Below are 14,602 nucleotides of genomic sequence, written 5' to 3'. Positions count from 1 at the left end.
TGCAAAGTGAAACACCATGCGTAATCTTGTCAGATCCTTCGTGTCGGGAACGATCCTTGCGGCGTCGCTCGCCCTGGCGACGGCGGCGCTCGCCCAGGCCTCGGGTCAGGAGTCAGGCCAGGCGTCAGGCCAGACGCCGGTTCCGTCCGCGCCGCCCGCGGCGACGTCCGGGCCGCCGATGCGGGGACTGCCCGACCCCTATGTCGGCAAGAAAAAGCTTCTGGTCGTCGCCGATGTGCAGACCGGTTTCCAGCACAACTCCATCAATCATGCGATGGCGACGATCGAGCGGTTGGGGCGCGAGAGCGGTTTCTACGTCGCCTTCCTGAGAACGGATTCCCAGTTGATCACGCGTGAGCCCATCGTGGGCGTCGGCGCGCGCTACAGCGGTCGCTCGGTCAATGCGCGCAATCTGAACGACTTCGACGCCATCTTCTTCCTGGGCAGCGGGGAGGGCACGCTCAGCGACGCTCAGAAGGCGGACCTTCTGGCCTTCGTCAGCGAAGGCAAGGGTTTCATCGCCGGGCACGCCGCCACCGTCGCCTTCTACAACTGGCCCGAATACGGCGAGATGATCGGCGGCTTCATGGATGGCGAGTTTCCGGTCCAGCCGACCGGCCTGATCGTGCAGGACCGGGCCTTCCCGGGAGCCGAACAGTTTCCGACCGAGTTTTCCGACCAGTTTCCCTATCTGAAAGCGCCCTATGACCGGGGCGACGTCCACACCATCATCCGCCTGGATCCCGCGCGCCTGACGCCCGAACAGCTGGCGCGCCGACCCGACGGCGACTTCCCGGTCGTCTGGGCCAAGCCCTACGGCCAAGGCCGTGTCTTCGTCTCGTCCCTTGGCCATCTGGACGAGCCCTGGGACGATCCCGCCGTCCAGGCCCTCTATCTGGGCGGCATCAAATGGGCGCTGGGCCTCGTCGACACGCCGATCCCGCTGGATCCCCGGTCCTGATCAAAAAATAGAAAAGACAGAGGAAACGACACCATGACGACCGCCGCAATGACACGCCCATGCCGTATCGCAGGGCTCGGCCTGGCCGCACTGCTGATGTCCGGCGCCAGCGCTCTGGCCCAGACGACCGAGCGCGATCAGTGGCGCAGCTACGGGCAGAATCCGGGCAGCACCAACTTCTCGCCCCTGACCCAGATCACGCCGGACAACGTCGCCACCCTCAAGCGCGCCTGGACCTTCAACTATGGCGGCGGAACCGACGACAACGGCGACCGCGGCCTGGATTATCGCTGGGAGGTCACGCCGCTGATCATCGATGGCGTCATGTATGTCTCGACCCCGACCAATCCGGCGAAGCCGGATCTGAAGTCGACCGTCACGGCCCTGGAGCCCGAGACCGGCAAGGTGCTCTGGAAATATGAGTCGCCGCGCAACATCCACGGCCGCGGCCTAGCCTACTGGCCCGGCGAAGGCGATGTCGGACCGCGCCTCTTCTTCGCGACCGACCAGGGCTATCTGATGGCCCTGGACATGAAAACCGGCCAGGTTGCGGCGGGCTTCGGCCAGGACGGGGCGATCGACGCCTATGAGGGCGTCGCTTCCGAGACCGTGGGAGAAAGCCGACGCGACACCTGGACCATCCCGAACCCGGCCTCAATCTACAAGAACCTGGTCATCACCGGATCGCGTCCCGGCGAAGCGGGGCCGCCCGGGCCGCGCGGCGACATCCGGGCCTGGGACGCCAGGACCGGGGCGCTGGTCTGGAGCTTCCACACCGTGCCGCAGCCGGGCGAAGCCAACCACGAGACCTATACCGGCGACGAGTGGAAGGATCGCAGCGGCGCCAACGTCTGGTCCACCATGACGGTGGACGAGGCGAACGGGATCGTCTTTGCGCCCGTCGGCGATCTGAACGGCCGCGCCGCCGGCCCCGAACTCTATTCCAACAGCCTGCTGGCCCTGGATGCGGCGACCGGAGAGCTGAAATGGTTCAAGCAGATCACCCATAAGGATCTGTGGGACTGGGACATGCCGACGCCGCCGGTGCTGGTGGACTTCAAGGCGGCGGACGGAACAACGACGCCCGCCATCGCCCTGACCGGCAAGCAGAGCCTTTTGTTCGTGTTCGACCGCTTGACCGGCCGCCCCCTGCATGAGGTGACCGAGCAACCGACGCCGCGCAGCGACGACCCCAACGACCAGGCCTGGCCGACCCAGCCGATCCCGGCGCGCCCCGGTCCTTTGGCGCGCACGACGATGACGCGCGACGAAATCCCCAACATCACGCCCGAGCAGTACGCCTACTGCACGACCTTCTGGGACCAGAACACCATCAAGGTCACCGGCCTTTACGGCCGTCCGTCGCTGACGACCGGCACCCTCAGCTTCCCGTCTACGCTCGGCGGCCCGAACTGGGGCGGCCCGTCGTACAGCCCGCAGTCGGGTCTGTTCATCGTCAACGTCCAGAACATGGGGCAGTACCGGGCGGCCGGCCCGGCCGGCGCTGGCTTCATGCCGAGACCGCGCGGGGCCGCGCCGGCTCCGGGCGCCGGCGGCGCCGCAGCGGTTCCCCCGGCCATCGTCCAGTCGGGCTTCAACTACCGCGTGGACGCCAATACGGTCCTGCCGTGCACGCCGACCCCGTGGGGCGAGCTGGTCGCCGTCGACATCAACAAGGGCGAGATCGTCTGGCGCGCGCCCCTCGGCTCGACCCCCGGCCTGGGCGACGCCGGCGCAGAAACCGGATCGCGCAACCTCGGCGGCAACATCCAGACCGCCAGCGGCCTGGCCTTCATCGGCGCCAGCAACGACCGCCAGTTCCGCGCCTTCGACACGCGGACCGGCCGCCAGCTCTGGTCGGTCGAGCTGGAGGCCAGCGCCCATTCGACGCCGATCACCTATCTCGGCAAGGACGGCAAACAATACGTCGTGGTGGTCGGCGCCGGCGGGACGGCGGTCGGCTCCAAGCACATGTCCGACACCCTGAACGCCTTCGTCCTGCCCTGATCGCCGGCGCGCGCCATCGTCGGATGGCGCGCGCATCCGGACCCGCCCGGGTCCCATCGAAAGGATTACCCATGGACAGCTCCGCTTCGGTCGTCCCGGCCCGCAAGACCTCGGTGAGATACGGCGTCCTCGCCCTGATCGCCACCGGGACGATGATCAACTATCTGGACCGCTCGCTGCTAAGCGTCGCGGCTCCCTCGATGACCGCCGAGCTGGGCATCGGGGCGGCGACCATGGGCATTCTGTTCTCGGTCTTCTCGTGGAGCTATGCGCTGGCGCAGATCCCGGGCGGCATCTTCCTGGACCGGTTCGGCGTGCGGGTGACCTACTTCCTGTCCGTCGGGCTCTGGTCGCTGTTCACGCTGCTGCAGGGCTTCGCCACGGGACTGGCCACGCTTCTGGGCTTCCGCTTCCTGCTGGGCGCGGCCGAGGCGCCCTGTTTTCCGGCGAACAGCCGCATCCTGGTCAGCTGGTTCCCCCAGCATGAACGCGCGCGGGCCAACAGCGTCTACACCGTCGGCATGTATTCCGGCATCGCCTTCCTCAGTCCGGTCCTGTTCTGGATCACCGCGTCCTGGGGCTGGAGAAGCCTGTTCATCATCGCCGGCGCGGTCGGGCTGGCCTTCGCCGGCCTCTGGTACATCGTCTATCGCGACCCGCATCACAGCCGCGCCGCCAACCAGGCCGAGCTGGATCACATCACCGCCGGCGGCGGCGTGGCGCCGACGGAGCGGTCGCCCTTCTCGTGGAAGGATGTCGGCTGGCTGTTGAGCAAGCGCCAGATCCTGGGAGCCTCGATCGGCCAATTCGCCACCAACGCCACGCTCGTCTTCTTCCTCACCTGGTTCCCCACCTATCTGGCGGTCGAGCGCGGCATGCCCTGGCTTAAAGTCGGCTGGGTCGCAGTCCTGCCCTTCATCGCCGCCTCGGTCGGCGTCCTGATCGGCGGGCAGTTGTCGGACTATCTTGTCAAAAAGAGCGGTTCGGCGACCTTCGGCCGCAAACTGCCCATCGTGGGCGGGCTGCTGCTGTCGTCCACGATCATCCTCGCCGCCTTCATCAAGAGCGACGCCCTTGTCGTCGCCGTGATGTCGGTCGCCTTCTTCGGGCAGGGGATGTCGAACCTAGGCTGGACCCTGATTTCAGACGTCGCGCCCAAACGTCTGGTTGGCCTGACGGCCGGGGTGTTCAACTTCTGCACCAACTTGGCCGGCATCATCACGCCGATGCTGATCGGCTTCATCGTCGCCGCCACGGGGTCGTTCTTGGGCGGCCTGGCCTTCATCGGCGTCATGGCCCTGCTGGGGGCCGTGTCCTACACCTTCATAGTCGGTAAAGTTGAGAGGATTGAAGGATGATCGGCATCCAAACTTCCGTCGGCCGCGTCATGCCCGTGACGATCATCGCGCTAACGACCGCCCTGACCCTGGCAGGATGCGGACAGTCCGAGTCCGCCGAGGCCAGGAACCGCGAGGCGGCGGTCAACGCTTACAACAATCACCCGGCGCCCCCTCCCGCCGCAGTGCCTGTCGAAGTCGCCGCGACGCCGGCGGCGCCGGCCGCAGCCGAGACCATAGCCACCGAGTTGCCGACCGCAATGTCGACCCCGGCCGTTGCGGCGCCAACCGCCGCGCCTCAGGTCAAGGGGGCGACGCCGCCGCCCGCGCCGGCGCCGCAATCCCCGGCTTCGCCGCCGCCTGCCGCGATCGTGCGCGCGGGACTGCCGGCCGGGCCAGGGCGCGAGACGGTCCAGCGCGTTTGCACGAGCTGCCACGCGATCGGGATGGTTACGGCCAAGGGGCGGACTGCGGACGGCTGGTCGGAGATCATCGGGCGGATGATCGGTCTGGGCCTCGAAGCCAGCGATGAGGACCTGCAGACGGTCCACGCCTATCTCACCCGCGAACTGCCGCCGCGCTGATCGTTTCGGAGTTTCGCCATGGGGTATGATGTCTCGCCTAGACCGGCCCCTCCTCAGGCCGAGAAGTGGAGCGACCAGGAAGTCGAACAGCTGGCCCGTCTCGCGGGCAAGCGATGACGCGCGAAGGCGATCGCCGCGGAAATGGGGCGCACGGAGGCTGGGGTACGCGGCAAGGCCGCCTCGCATGGCATCGCCCTGGTCAGCGACCGAACCCTTGGGCCGATCACGCTTCGCCGGCTCTCGGCCTAGGCTCTGCTAGCCTGCCGCGCTCGAAAGCAGTGCCGCGCGGTCGGGGCGATTAATCTCTTGGTGCCCGACGCTCGCGCAACCGGGAGAAATCGCGGCTAACCTATTGGAAATGTCAAAATGCCCGCGACGGAGATGTGGCGACTTTTGACTCGGATGCGGACCTCGGCCCAGTACCAATTTTTCGACATGCGCCAACGTTCGCGAATGTCCCATGCCGACGGACTACCAATGTCGGCTGTTAGCGCATCCGAGACCACCGTCTATCGCCGCCAACCACATCTGAAGTCGACTTGCTTTTGATCGCCTTTGGCCTTCCCGCGTCATCGACGGCCACCATGACGAACTCGGCCGTGGTCGAGCGTCGCCGTTCTCCTGTCAGGAGGCGTTCTGCCCAGAGTTGCACCTCGACCGAGAGGGCGCTTCGCCCAACCATCTTCACGCGCGAGACCAGTTCGACCATGTCGCCGCCGTCGATCGGGGCCTTGAAGTCGATACGGTTGGTCGCTGCCATGACCATGACTTCGCGCGCATGGCGGGTCGCCGTGACGAAGGCGGCTTTACCCATAAGCTTGAGTGCATCGCCGCCGAACAGGGTGCCGTAGTGGTTGGTCGTGCCGGGAAAGACCATCTCCGCGGTCCTCAGCCAGCCATCGTCCGCCTCGCCTGCCTTATCGAGGGGCGCCAACGGTTGATCATCGTCCGCCGGCCTCAGCGCGACCATGTTGAAGGCCCCGCGCGTGCACAAACGGCGCTCGCCGCTGAGCAGGCTTTCGGCGTGCAGTTCGACTTCGACGCCCAGAGAGGACCGGCCGATCCGAACGACGCGGCCGACCGCCTCGACCATCTCGCCGATACGGGCCGGCGCCGCGAAGTCGATCCGCTCGCATCCCGCCGTGACGACGGCCCGTCGCGCATGACGGCTGGCGGCCAGAAAGGCGACCTTGTCGAGATGGGCCAGACCGACGCCGCCGAACAGGGTGCCATGGTGGTTGGCGTCGCCGGGGAACACCATGTCGATCAGGCGAACCCTCACGGCTCGCACCTTTCCGCGCCGTAGTAGAGGTCGCGGGACAGCTCCTCGCGCACGATCTCGGCGCCGGCGCTCAAGGCGCGCAGCTTGCCATTAGCGACCCGGCGCGACAGGGGCGCCATGCCGCAGTTGGTGGCCGGATAGAGCTTGTCGGCGTCCACAAACTGAAGCGCCTTTCGCAGGGTGTCGGCCACCGCTTCGGGCGTTTCGATCGTGTCGGTCGCGACGTCGATGGCGCCGACCATCACCTTCTTGCCCCGGATCAGTTCGATCAGATCCATCGGCACGCGCGAGTTCTGGGCCTCGAGCGAGATGATGTCGATGCTGGAGGTCCGAAGCTTGGGGAAGGCCTCTTCGTACTGCCGCCATTCCGAGCCGAGCGTCTTCTTCCAGTCGGTGTTGGCCTTGATGCCGTAGCCGTAGCAGATGTGGACCGCCGTTTCGCACCTCAGCCCCTCGGCCGCCCTCTCCAGGGTCGCCACGCCCCAGTCGTTCACCTCGTCGAAGAAGACGTTGAAGGCGGGCTCGTCGAACTGGACGATGTCGACGCCGGCGGCCTCCAGTTCGCGGGCCTCCTCATTGAGGATCTTGGCGAACTCCCAGGCCAGTTTTTCGCGGCTGCCGTAATGGTCGTCATACAGGGTGTCGATCATCGTCATCGGCCCGGGCAACGCCCATTTGATCGGCTGGTCGGTCTGGGCGCGCAGGAACTTGGCGTCCTCGACGAAGACCGATTTCGGACGGCTGACGGCGCCCACGACCACCGGGACGCTGGCGTCATAGCGATTGCGGATTCGCATGGTCTTGCGGTTCTCGAAATCGACGCCGTCGAGGTGTTCGATGAAGGTCGTGACGAAATGCTGGCGGGTCTGTTCGCCGTCGCTGACGATGTCGATGCCGGCCCGGCGCTGATCGTCCAGCGACAGGCGCAGGGCGTCACGCTTGGCCTCGATCAGGTCATCGCCTTGCAGCTTCCAAGGCGACCAGAGCGTCTCGGGCTCGGCCAGCCAGACGGGTTTGGGCAGGCTGCCGGCGGTCGAGGTCGGGAGAAGGGTTTTCATGAGGGGAGACTCTGAAATCTGGAAACTGATCAGGCGGCGGCGAAGGCGGCCGACCATTGGTCGAGACGGGCGCGGTGCGGCTTGATGAACCGCTCCTCGACGAAACGGCCCTGCTCGACGGCCAGCCGACTGCGCTCGTCGCGGTCGTAGACGATGCGGGTCAGCGAATAGTCCTGCGCCTTCAGGCTGGGCTGATACTGCTCGGTCGCCGGGGAGTTGGCGTTGTAGATTTCGGGCCGATAGATCTTCTGGAAGGTCTCCATCGTGGCGATGGTGCTGGCCAGTTCGAGGTCGGTGTAGCCGCCGGTCAGGTCGCCGATATGGTACAGGGCGAACGGCGCCACGCTGCCCGGTGGCATGAAGTAGCGGACCTTCATCCCCATCTTCTCGAAATACCGGTCGGTCGGCGAGAAGGCGTCGTTGGCGTATTCCAGGCCCAACACGGGATGGTCGAAGCCGGTGCGATGATAGGTCTTGTTGCTTGAGACGCTGAGGCAGATGACCGGTGCCTTGGCGAAGTTGTCGCGATAGGCGCGCGACGTCAGAAAGTGCCGGAACAGCTTGCCGTGCAGATCGCCGAAATCATCCGGCACGCCGCCGTTCGGATGCGCCTTCAGGTGTTCGGGCAGGACTACGCTGAAGTCGTAGTCACGGACATAGGAGGAGAAGTTGTTGCCCACGACCCCCTCAATCCGCCGGTTCGTCTCCTTGTCGATGATCGTCGTTTGCAGGATTTCGATCAGCGGAAAGGCGTCGTCGCGCTCCGAGCAAAGACTCAACTCGACCGAGACGATCTGAAGCTCCAGTGCATAGCGATCGCCCCTCGGATTGTCGTGGTGCGCCAGCGAGTTGAAGCGGTTGTCGATCATCCGCAGGGTGTTGCGCAGATTGTCCCGGCGGCTCTCGCCTCGCGCCAGGTTCGCGAAATTGGTGGTGATCCTCGTCGTCTCGGCGGGCCGATAGTCTTCGTCGAGCGCGGTCCGCTTGATCCTGAATGTGAAGTCGGTGCTCGCCATGGTCTCTGCCGTTGATGCTGTGGCGAGACAGCGGACAGGGACGCGCGACCGCTCGCGCGCAGTCGTCCCGTCGCGGCGTTCATGCGACCTGACCGGACACCCCGCCGGAGGACGTTATCTGTCGGGGCAGGTCTCCTGGCTCACGGGTCACGGCTTCGGGCCCGGCCTTCCCAACGTCCGAAGACGTCAGTGACACGAAATGGACCTTCGGCTCGCCGCTCACAGTTGCGGGGGCAGCGCCGGCATCACACCGGCTTCCCTCTTAGCCCCGCATCGCCCGGAAGCGACGCGCAGAACCTCGACCTGTTCATGAGACCCGCACTCGACGCCGAAGTCAAGAAACCCATAAGGATATCCTTATGTGTTTGGCCGGCGTTCGCCTAGCCGTCGTCAATCCGACCGAAGAACCGGCGCCGGGCGTCGCGACAGGGCGTGCAGGGCCGCCACACCGCCGCCCAGAGCCGCGACGCCCGTGGCGCTGGTGAGAAGAAGAACGACGCCGGTCCAGTCCACACTCCATGTCGCCTTGAACGCGAGGATCACGACAGGCCAGGCGCCGGCGGCGCCGAGAAGGAGGCCGGCCAGACCGGCGATGGCGCCGACCAGGCTGTATTCAACGAGGTAGGCGCTCAGGATCTGGGCGTGGGAGCCGCCCAGCACCTTGAGGACGGCGGCCTCGCGCGCCCGCTCGCGCACGCCCGCCGCAATAGCTCCGATAAGAACGAGCAGGCCCGCGAGACCGGCGACGGCCGCGGCCCCGCGAATGGCCAGGGCGAGGCGGTCGAACAGGGTGGCGGCGGCCTCAAGCTGCTCGCGGACGCTGATGATGTTCACCTCTCGGAAGTCTGCGCCCAGCGCCTGGGTCAGGACTCGTTCTTCGGCGCGGGAGGCGCGGGCGATAGCGACGCTGCGCGGATTGGCGCCCTCGATGGCGGCGGCGTTGAGGACGAGCATGAAGTTGGTCCCGAACCCGCCCGGCTCGGTGCGACGAAGGGCGGCGATGCGCACGTCCATCTTGCGGCCCAGCAGTTGCAGGGTCAGGCTGTCGCCCACCTTGAGATCGGCGGCCTTGGCCAGATCTTGCGAGAGGGCGATCTGAGGCGGACCGGCGTAGTCGGCGGACCACCATTCGCCGGACACGACATTCGCATCGTCCGGCGCGCCGGCCAAGGCGGAGAGAAGAATGTCCTGATCGAAGGCCCAGCGTTCGCCTTGAGGCAGGGCGTCCACATCGACCGGCGCGCCCTTCAACCGCACGATCCGCCCGGTCAGCAGGGGAAGGCGCCGATAGCGATCCGGTCCGGGCGTCGCCATCACCTTCGCCACCGCCGCATCGAATGCGGCGCCGCGATCGGCGGGGATTTCCGTGAAGACGATGGATGGGGCTGATCGTGGTGCGACCTCGGTGATCTGGCCCAGCAGGCTGGACTGGATCAGGACCACCATCGCCAAAAGCGCGACACCCAGGCCGATGGCGGGGGAGGCGGTGCGCGCCGCCGAGCGCGGGCCGGCGAGATTGGCCAGCCCCAGCCGCACCGCGCCGCCGGCGTGTCGTCTCAAACGCCCGGCCAAAAAGGCCGCCGCACGGCCGAGCGCCCACAGAAGGGCGAAGGCGACGACCGTTCCGCCGATCAAGGCGGCCGCAGCAAGTTTCGACGGTGCGGTCCAAAGAGCCAGACCCGCCAGTCCGATCGCGGCCAGGACAGCAAAGACCAGTTCGACGCCGAGGACGGGTCGGTCGGTGAGCTGGCGACGGAACAAGGCGGAAGGCGGTGTGGCGCGGGCGCGGGCTAGGGGCGCGAGCGCGAAGGCGGCGGCCGCCAAAAGGCCGAATGTTCCGGCGTTAACCAGAGGCGCCGGATAGACCGCAAAGAGGGCGGGGATGGGCAGGCTGTCCTTCGCCAGCACGCCGATGACCAGCGGTGAGACGGCCCCGATCAACAGCCCGATAGCGACCCCGACGGCGGCCAACACGCCGATCTGGATCAGATAGATGTCGCGGATCAGCCCGCCCTCGGCACCCAGAGCCTTCAGCGTCGCGATCGACGGTTTGCGCCCCTCAAGATAGGCCGAGACAGCGCCCCCGACACCGAGTCCTCCAGCCACCAGGGACGCCAGACCGATGAAACCCAGGAAATACTCCAGCTGATCGATCAGCCGTCCAGCGCCGGCGGCGGCCTCCGACCGATCCCGGGCTTCAAGCCGACTCTGTGGAAACTGTTTTTCGATGCTTGTGATGGCGGTCTTGGGATCGACGCCGGCGGGAAGGGCGATGCGCACCGCCTCGCCAAACAGGCCGCCGGGCGCGAGCAGGCCGGCCTGTTCGATGGCGGGAACCGTCGTCACCACGCGCGGCCCGAGCGCAAAGCCCCGGCCAAGTCGGTCAGGTTCGGCCAGAAGGACGGCGCGGGCGACGTACCGCGCGCCGCCGACGGTGAAGGTGTCGCCGAGCTTGAGATTCAATCGGTCCAGCAGGCCCTGTTCGACGACGGCCCCCGCTATGCCGTTCTCGACGCGCAAGGCCGTGGCCAGATCAGGGGCGCCCGACAGTTTGACCGCGCCGACCAAGGGATAGGCGGCGTCGACCCCGCGCATATCGACCAGACGACGCTGGCCGGTTCCGGTTTCGGCCATGCCGTTGACTCGCACAGAATAGGCCACGGGCCCCAGGGCGGCGAAGGCGGCGCGTTGGTCAGGGCTGAACCGGCCTTGGTCGAGGCTGAACACCACGTCGCCGCCGAGAATCTCCCGCGCCTGACTGGCCAGCCCTTGGCGGAAGGCCTCTGCGGTCGATCCCGAGGCGGCGATTGCCGCCACGCCCAGCGCCAGACAGGCCAGAAAGATACGGAATCCCGCAATTCCGGAACGGAGTTCGCGGCGGGCGAAGCGGAAGGCGAGCCTCATGCAGAGGCCTGCGCCGGGGCGACGACCTGGCCGTCGCGCATCGTCACGATCCGATCCGCACGCGCGGCGAGACGGTCGTCGTGGGTCACCATGACAAGGGCGGCGCCGCTGTCGCCAACCAGGTCGAACAGCAAGTCGGCGACCAGGGCACCGTTGGTCCCGTCCAGATTTCCGGTCGGTTCGTCAGCGAAGAGAAGCTCCGGGCCGATCGCCAGGGCGCGGGCCAGGGCGACGCGCTGCTGCTCGCCGCCGGACATCTGATGAGGATAATGCGACCGCCGGGCGCCCAGGCCGACCCGCTCCAGCCAGCTGCGCGCCAAGGCCACTGCCCCCGGTCTGTTGGCCAACTCCAGCGGCGCGGACACATTTTCCTCGGCCGTCATATTGGGCAGGAGGTGGAAGCTTTGAAAAACCAGAGCGGCGCGCCCCAGACGCAGGCGGGCGCGGCCGTCCTCGCCCAGCGCGGCCATATCCTGACCGAACAGCATGGCTCGGCCTCGAGTCGGGGTTTCCAGCCCTGCGGCGATGGAGATCAGCGAGGATTTGCCCGATCCGGAGGGGCCGACGATCGCTACCGTCTCGCCCGGCGCTACGACCAGGTCCACGCCACGAAGGATTTCCACGGGTCCTGCCGCCGAGGGCAGGGTGAGGACGACGCCGTCGAGGACGAGCGGAGCGGCTGAAGCCATCGATATGTCGCCTGCTGGATTGGGAGGAGGAAAGCTGGTCCCTATATGGGGGTGTAGATCATGACTCCAAAGCCCAGTTCGCCCATGCCGCCCATCCGCCGCCGCACGCTCTTGACCGGAGGGGTGGGGCTAGTCCTTGCCGGATGCAGCGCCTCGAAAGAGGACACGTCAAAGGTGCCGGCTGAGCCCTCGGTGTCGCCTTCACCCACGGCTGCACCTTCGGACGGACCCGAAAAAATCGTGACCCTGTTGGGCGATTCCATCACCGCCGGCTTCGGCCTGCCTTCGGCCGAGGCTCTGCCTGTGCGCCTGGAACAGGCGTTGAGGGCAAAGGGGCTCCGGGTGAGGGTTCGCGGCGCCGGGGTTTCGGGCGACACGACCGGCGGCGGACTGGCCCGGGTCGGCTACAGCGTCCAGGACGACACCGACCTGTGCATCGTGGCCCTGGGGGGCAATGACATGCTCCAGGGCGTCGATCCCAAAACGGTCCGATCCAATCTGGAGGCGATCATCGCCTCGCTGAAGGCGCGCGATATTCCCGTCCTGCTCGCGGGGATGAAGGCTCCGCCCCAGTACGGCGCCTACACCGCCGAATTCGACCGCATCTTCGCGGACCTGGAGCGCAACGAAGATGTTCCGACCTATCCCTTCCTACTGGAAGGGGTTGCCCTGGATCGCCGTTACAACCAGCCCGACGGCATCCATCCCAACGCCCAAGGGGTGCGCATCATCGCCGACGGCTTGGCGCCGGTCGTGGCGGCTGCACTGTCTGGGGGTTAAGGCAGGCGGCGAAGGTCATGGGATCGCCCTTGAACCCCCAGTCTCCCATCGCCATTCGGGTTTGTCCTTCCTGGGCGTTTCCTCCCAAACAGGCTTTCGGCCTCGTCGCCCTGTGCGACGGGGCCTATTTTTCTCTGAAACGACTCATGTCCGAGCAACCTATGCTCAAAGCCAACGACACCTTGCATCTGCGCTTCACGCTGAAGGGCGAAAGCGGCCCATTCTGGCAGACGAATGCGGATTGCTTCAGTCGGCGGCGGCAAGGCTCTGCTCGACGGCTTGGATCGCCAAATCGCCGCGCGCATGACCGATCTTCGCCGAGCGGGAAACGAGCGTTGGACTCTCGACTTCGAGGTGCGAGCCCGGCCATGATGGCACCACATGGCCCGTTCTATTTCGCAGATGGCACGAGTTCGGCATCTGTTGCACGAATAACATGCTGTAGCGAATAAGATTTTCGCCGCTTCTTGCCTAGGCGGCCGTTGCGATCTCTGACCCCATTAGTGTTGCAGAGGCAGTAGCCCACGGTGTTGGTTGTTCGTCCGATTTAAGGTCCCAATCGCTTCTGTGGATAACTCAGCGGCGTCAGTGCGTCGGCTCATGACTCCTTTGAGACGTTCGAAAGGTCCGCTTCATCGAGGCAGCCTCGGTTCGAGGCTGCCCTTCTTCAAAGCAGACGCGTGCAGCGTTAGGGAGTTGACGGACGTTTCACCTGCGACGTCGCGCGTGCTCGGCAGCCAATGTTGCAATGATGCGGAGGTCGCCTGGATTTACGTCCAGAGGCTCGTGCATTTGCGAGAGTGCGTAGGCGATGTCGTCGTCGTTGATTGAGAATGTTGGTGCTGTCGCGACTTGGACGACCCTCGGGTAACGGTGCCCCGAGAAGCGGTGGAAGAGCCAGGCGAAGCCAATCAAAAACGCGGCGTTGAGCGCGACCGGCAAAAAAGGAAACAACCACGTCGCCGCTGGTGCGCCGACGCCGGCAATAACCGGGATCAGAGCCGTTCCCCCGCCTGGCGGATGTAGACAGCGAAGAAGCGACATCATCGCGATGGCCGCTCCGACCGCGATTCCTGCACCGAGCATGGGGTCGGCGAGCAGGTGGGCGACCGCCACGCCAACGGCGGCCGAAACAACATTGCCGCCGAGCACAGGCCAAGGCTGTGCAAGAGGGCTTGCGGGAACGGCGAAGACGAGAACGGCGGAGGCTCCCATCGATGCGACCATCACCAAGGATGCTGGGCTGTCCGGTCCCAGTATCCATCGAGCGGCGAGCCCGGTCGCCCCTATCCCGATTAGGGCTCCGATGCAGGCGACAACACGATCGATGATGGTCGTGCCGGGCAGGATGGGTCGGAATAGCTGCATGGCGACTTCCTGCGTTCGTTGGGCGTTTCACACAGGGATTGCCCGTCTGCAATGCTTGACCTCGGTCATGGCGAAGATGCGGAGTTGATCCAGGGTCATGGGCGCAACCTAGCCCGCTCGCGCCGGAAAAACAGATGGATCGTTCGGCGGTCGCGAACGTTCTCAGCAACAATCTCCGTTGGATGGTCGATTGTCCAACCGTCAGGATGGCGATGAACCGAAAGTCCCGATGATGACCTCCTCCTTGAAACTGACCGGCCTGTTGGCTGTCGCCGCCCTCTTTGGCGCAGGACTTATGGCCTTCGCCCAGACGCCACGCTCCCCCTTCGATACGGAAATGGCCGAGGCCATGTCGCGCATGCACACCGCCATGACGATCGCGCCGACCGGCGATCCTGACCGCGACTTCGCCGCCATGATGATCCCTCACCATCAGGGCGCGGTCGACATGGCGCGGATCGAACTCGCCTACGGCAAGGACGAGCCGATGCGCCGTCTGGCCCAGGGGATCATCGTCGAACAGACCCAGGAGATCGCCTTGATGCAAGCCTTCCTCGACCGCTCGGCCACCCGCCCGACGTCCAACGCGCCCGCCGCACCTCATACCGGACACTGA

Annotated in this window: 13 protein-coding genes and 1 riboswitch; of the genes, 6 read left to right on the top strand and 7 right to left on the bottom strand. The window is 66.1% G+C overall.

Annotated features, from left to right (window positions below; translation table 11 throughout):
- Positions 1 to 16 precede the first annotated feature (16 nt).
- From GGC30_RS00520 to GGC30_RS00505, 4 genes are all read left to right on the top strand, one after another.
- Positions 17 to 961, top strand: coding sequence for a ThuA domain-containing protein (locus GGC30_RS00520; RefSeq protein WP_153921774.1), 945 nt, complete (start codon positions 17 to 19; stop codon positions 959 to 961).
- 33 nt (positions 962 to 994) lie between these two features.
- A complete protein-coding gene (locus GGC30_RS00515) occupies positions 995 to 2,968 on the top strand; it encodes a PQQ-binding-like beta-propeller repeat protein (protein WP_153921771.1) in 1,974 nt (657 codons plus the stop codon).
- 71 nt (positions 2,969 to 3,039) lie between these two features.
- The gene (locus tag GGC30_RS00510; RefSeq protein WP_153921768.1) at positions 3,040 to 4,326 is read left to right on the top strand and encodes an MFS transporter; all 1,287 of its coding nucleotides are present in this window, start codon (positions 3,040 to 3,042) and stop codon (positions 4,324 to 4,326) included.
- Positions 4,323 to 4,889 carry a cytochrome c gene (locus GGC30_RS00505; RefSeq protein WP_153921765.1) on the top strand — a complete coding sequence of 189 codons (567 nt, stop codon included), beginning with the start codon at positions 4,323 to 4,325 and terminating at the stop codon, positions 4,887 to 4,889. Before GGC30_RS00510 ends, GGC30_RS00505 begins: the two co-directional genes overlap by 4 nt.
- Before the next feature lie 487 nt (positions 4,890 to 5,376).
- Here the strand turns inward: GGC30_RS00505 and GGC30_RS00500 are convergent, their stop codons facing one another.
- From GGC30_RS00500 to GGC30_RS16395, 6 genes are all read right to left on the bottom strand, one after another.
- Complete coding sequence (locus GGC30_RS00500) at positions 5,377 to 6,171, bottom strand: acyl-CoA thioesterase (protein WP_370451802.1); 795 nt, start codon at positions 6,169 to 6,171, stop codon at positions 5,377 to 5,379.
- The gene (locus GGC30_RS00495; protein ID WP_153921762.1) at positions 6,168 to 7,229 is read right to left on the bottom strand and encodes a methionine synthase; all 1,062 of its coding nucleotides are present in this window, start codon (positions 7,227 to 7,229) and stop codon (positions 6,168 to 6,170) included. The genes GGC30_RS00500 and GGC30_RS00495 overlap by 4 nt, the downstream gene beginning before the upstream one ends.
- Before the next feature lie 29 nt (positions 7,230 to 7,258).
- Complete coding sequence (locus tag GGC30_RS00490) at positions 7,259 to 8,245, bottom strand: DUF1852 domain-containing protein (RefSeq protein WP_153921760.1); 987 nt, start codon at positions 8,243 to 8,245, stop codon at positions 7,259 to 7,261.
- A 107-nt stretch (positions 8,246 to 8,352) separates the two neighbouring features.
- Positions 8,353 to 8,561: riboswitch (cobalamin riboswitch) on the bottom strand.
- Positions 8,562 to 8,635: 74 nt separating this feature from the next.
- Positions 8,636 to 11,149, bottom strand: a complete 2,514-nt coding sequence (locus GGC30_RS00485; protein ID WP_153921757.1) for an ABC transporter permease — start codon at positions 11,147 to 11,149, stop codon at positions 8,636 to 8,638.
- Positions 11,146 to 11,838: an ABC transporter ATP-binding protein gene (locus tag GGC30_RS00480; RefSeq protein ID WP_153921754.1), complete on the bottom strand. Its 693-nt coding sequence runs from the start codon at positions 11,836 to 11,838 to the stop codon at positions 11,146 to 11,148. Before GGC30_RS00480 ends, GGC30_RS00485 begins: the two co-directional genes overlap by 4 nt.
- Positions 11,839 to 11,879: 41 nt before the next feature.
- On the bottom strand, positions 11,880 to 12,047 hold the full coding sequence (locus tag GGC30_RS16395) for a hypothetical protein (protein ID WP_228763507.1): 168 nt from the start codon (positions 12,045 to 12,047) through the stop codon (positions 11,880 to 11,882).
- Positions 12,048 to 12,078: 31 nt separating this feature from the next.
- On the opposite strand from GGC30_RS16395, the gene GGC30_RS00475 reads away from it, so the two are divergent.
- Positions 12,079 to 12,618 (top strand): arylesterase, encoded by a 540-nt coding sequence (locus tag GGC30_RS00475; RefSeq protein ID WP_370451801.1) that lies wholly within the window; start codon positions 12,079 to 12,081, stop codon positions 12,616 to 12,618.
- Positions 12,619 to 13,326: 708 nt separating this feature from the next.
- Here the strand turns inward: GGC30_RS00475 and GGC30_RS00470 are convergent.
- Positions 13,327 to 13,986 carry an HPP family protein gene (locus tag GGC30_RS00470; RefSeq protein WP_153921752.1) on the bottom strand — a complete coding sequence of 220 codons (660 nt, stop codon included), beginning with the start codon at positions 13,984 to 13,986 and terminating at the stop codon, positions 13,327 to 13,329.
- A gap of 232 nt (positions 13,987 to 14,218) precedes the next feature.
- On the opposite strand from GGC30_RS00470, the gene GGC30_RS00465 reads away from it, so the two are divergent.
- Complete coding sequence (locus tag GGC30_RS00465) at positions 14,219 to 14,602, top strand: DUF305 domain-containing protein (RefSeq protein ID WP_228763506.1); 384 nt, start codon at positions 14,219 to 14,221, stop codon at positions 14,600 to 14,602.

Origin of the sequence: Brevundimonas sp. SPF441 (assembly GCF_009661015.1) — a bacterium.
GTDB classification, from domain to species: Bacteria; Pseudomonadota; Alphaproteobacteria; order Caulobacterales; family Caulobacteraceae; genus Brevundimonas; species Brevundimonas vesicularis.
This window is presented reverse-complemented; position numbering and strand designations above follow the sequence as displayed.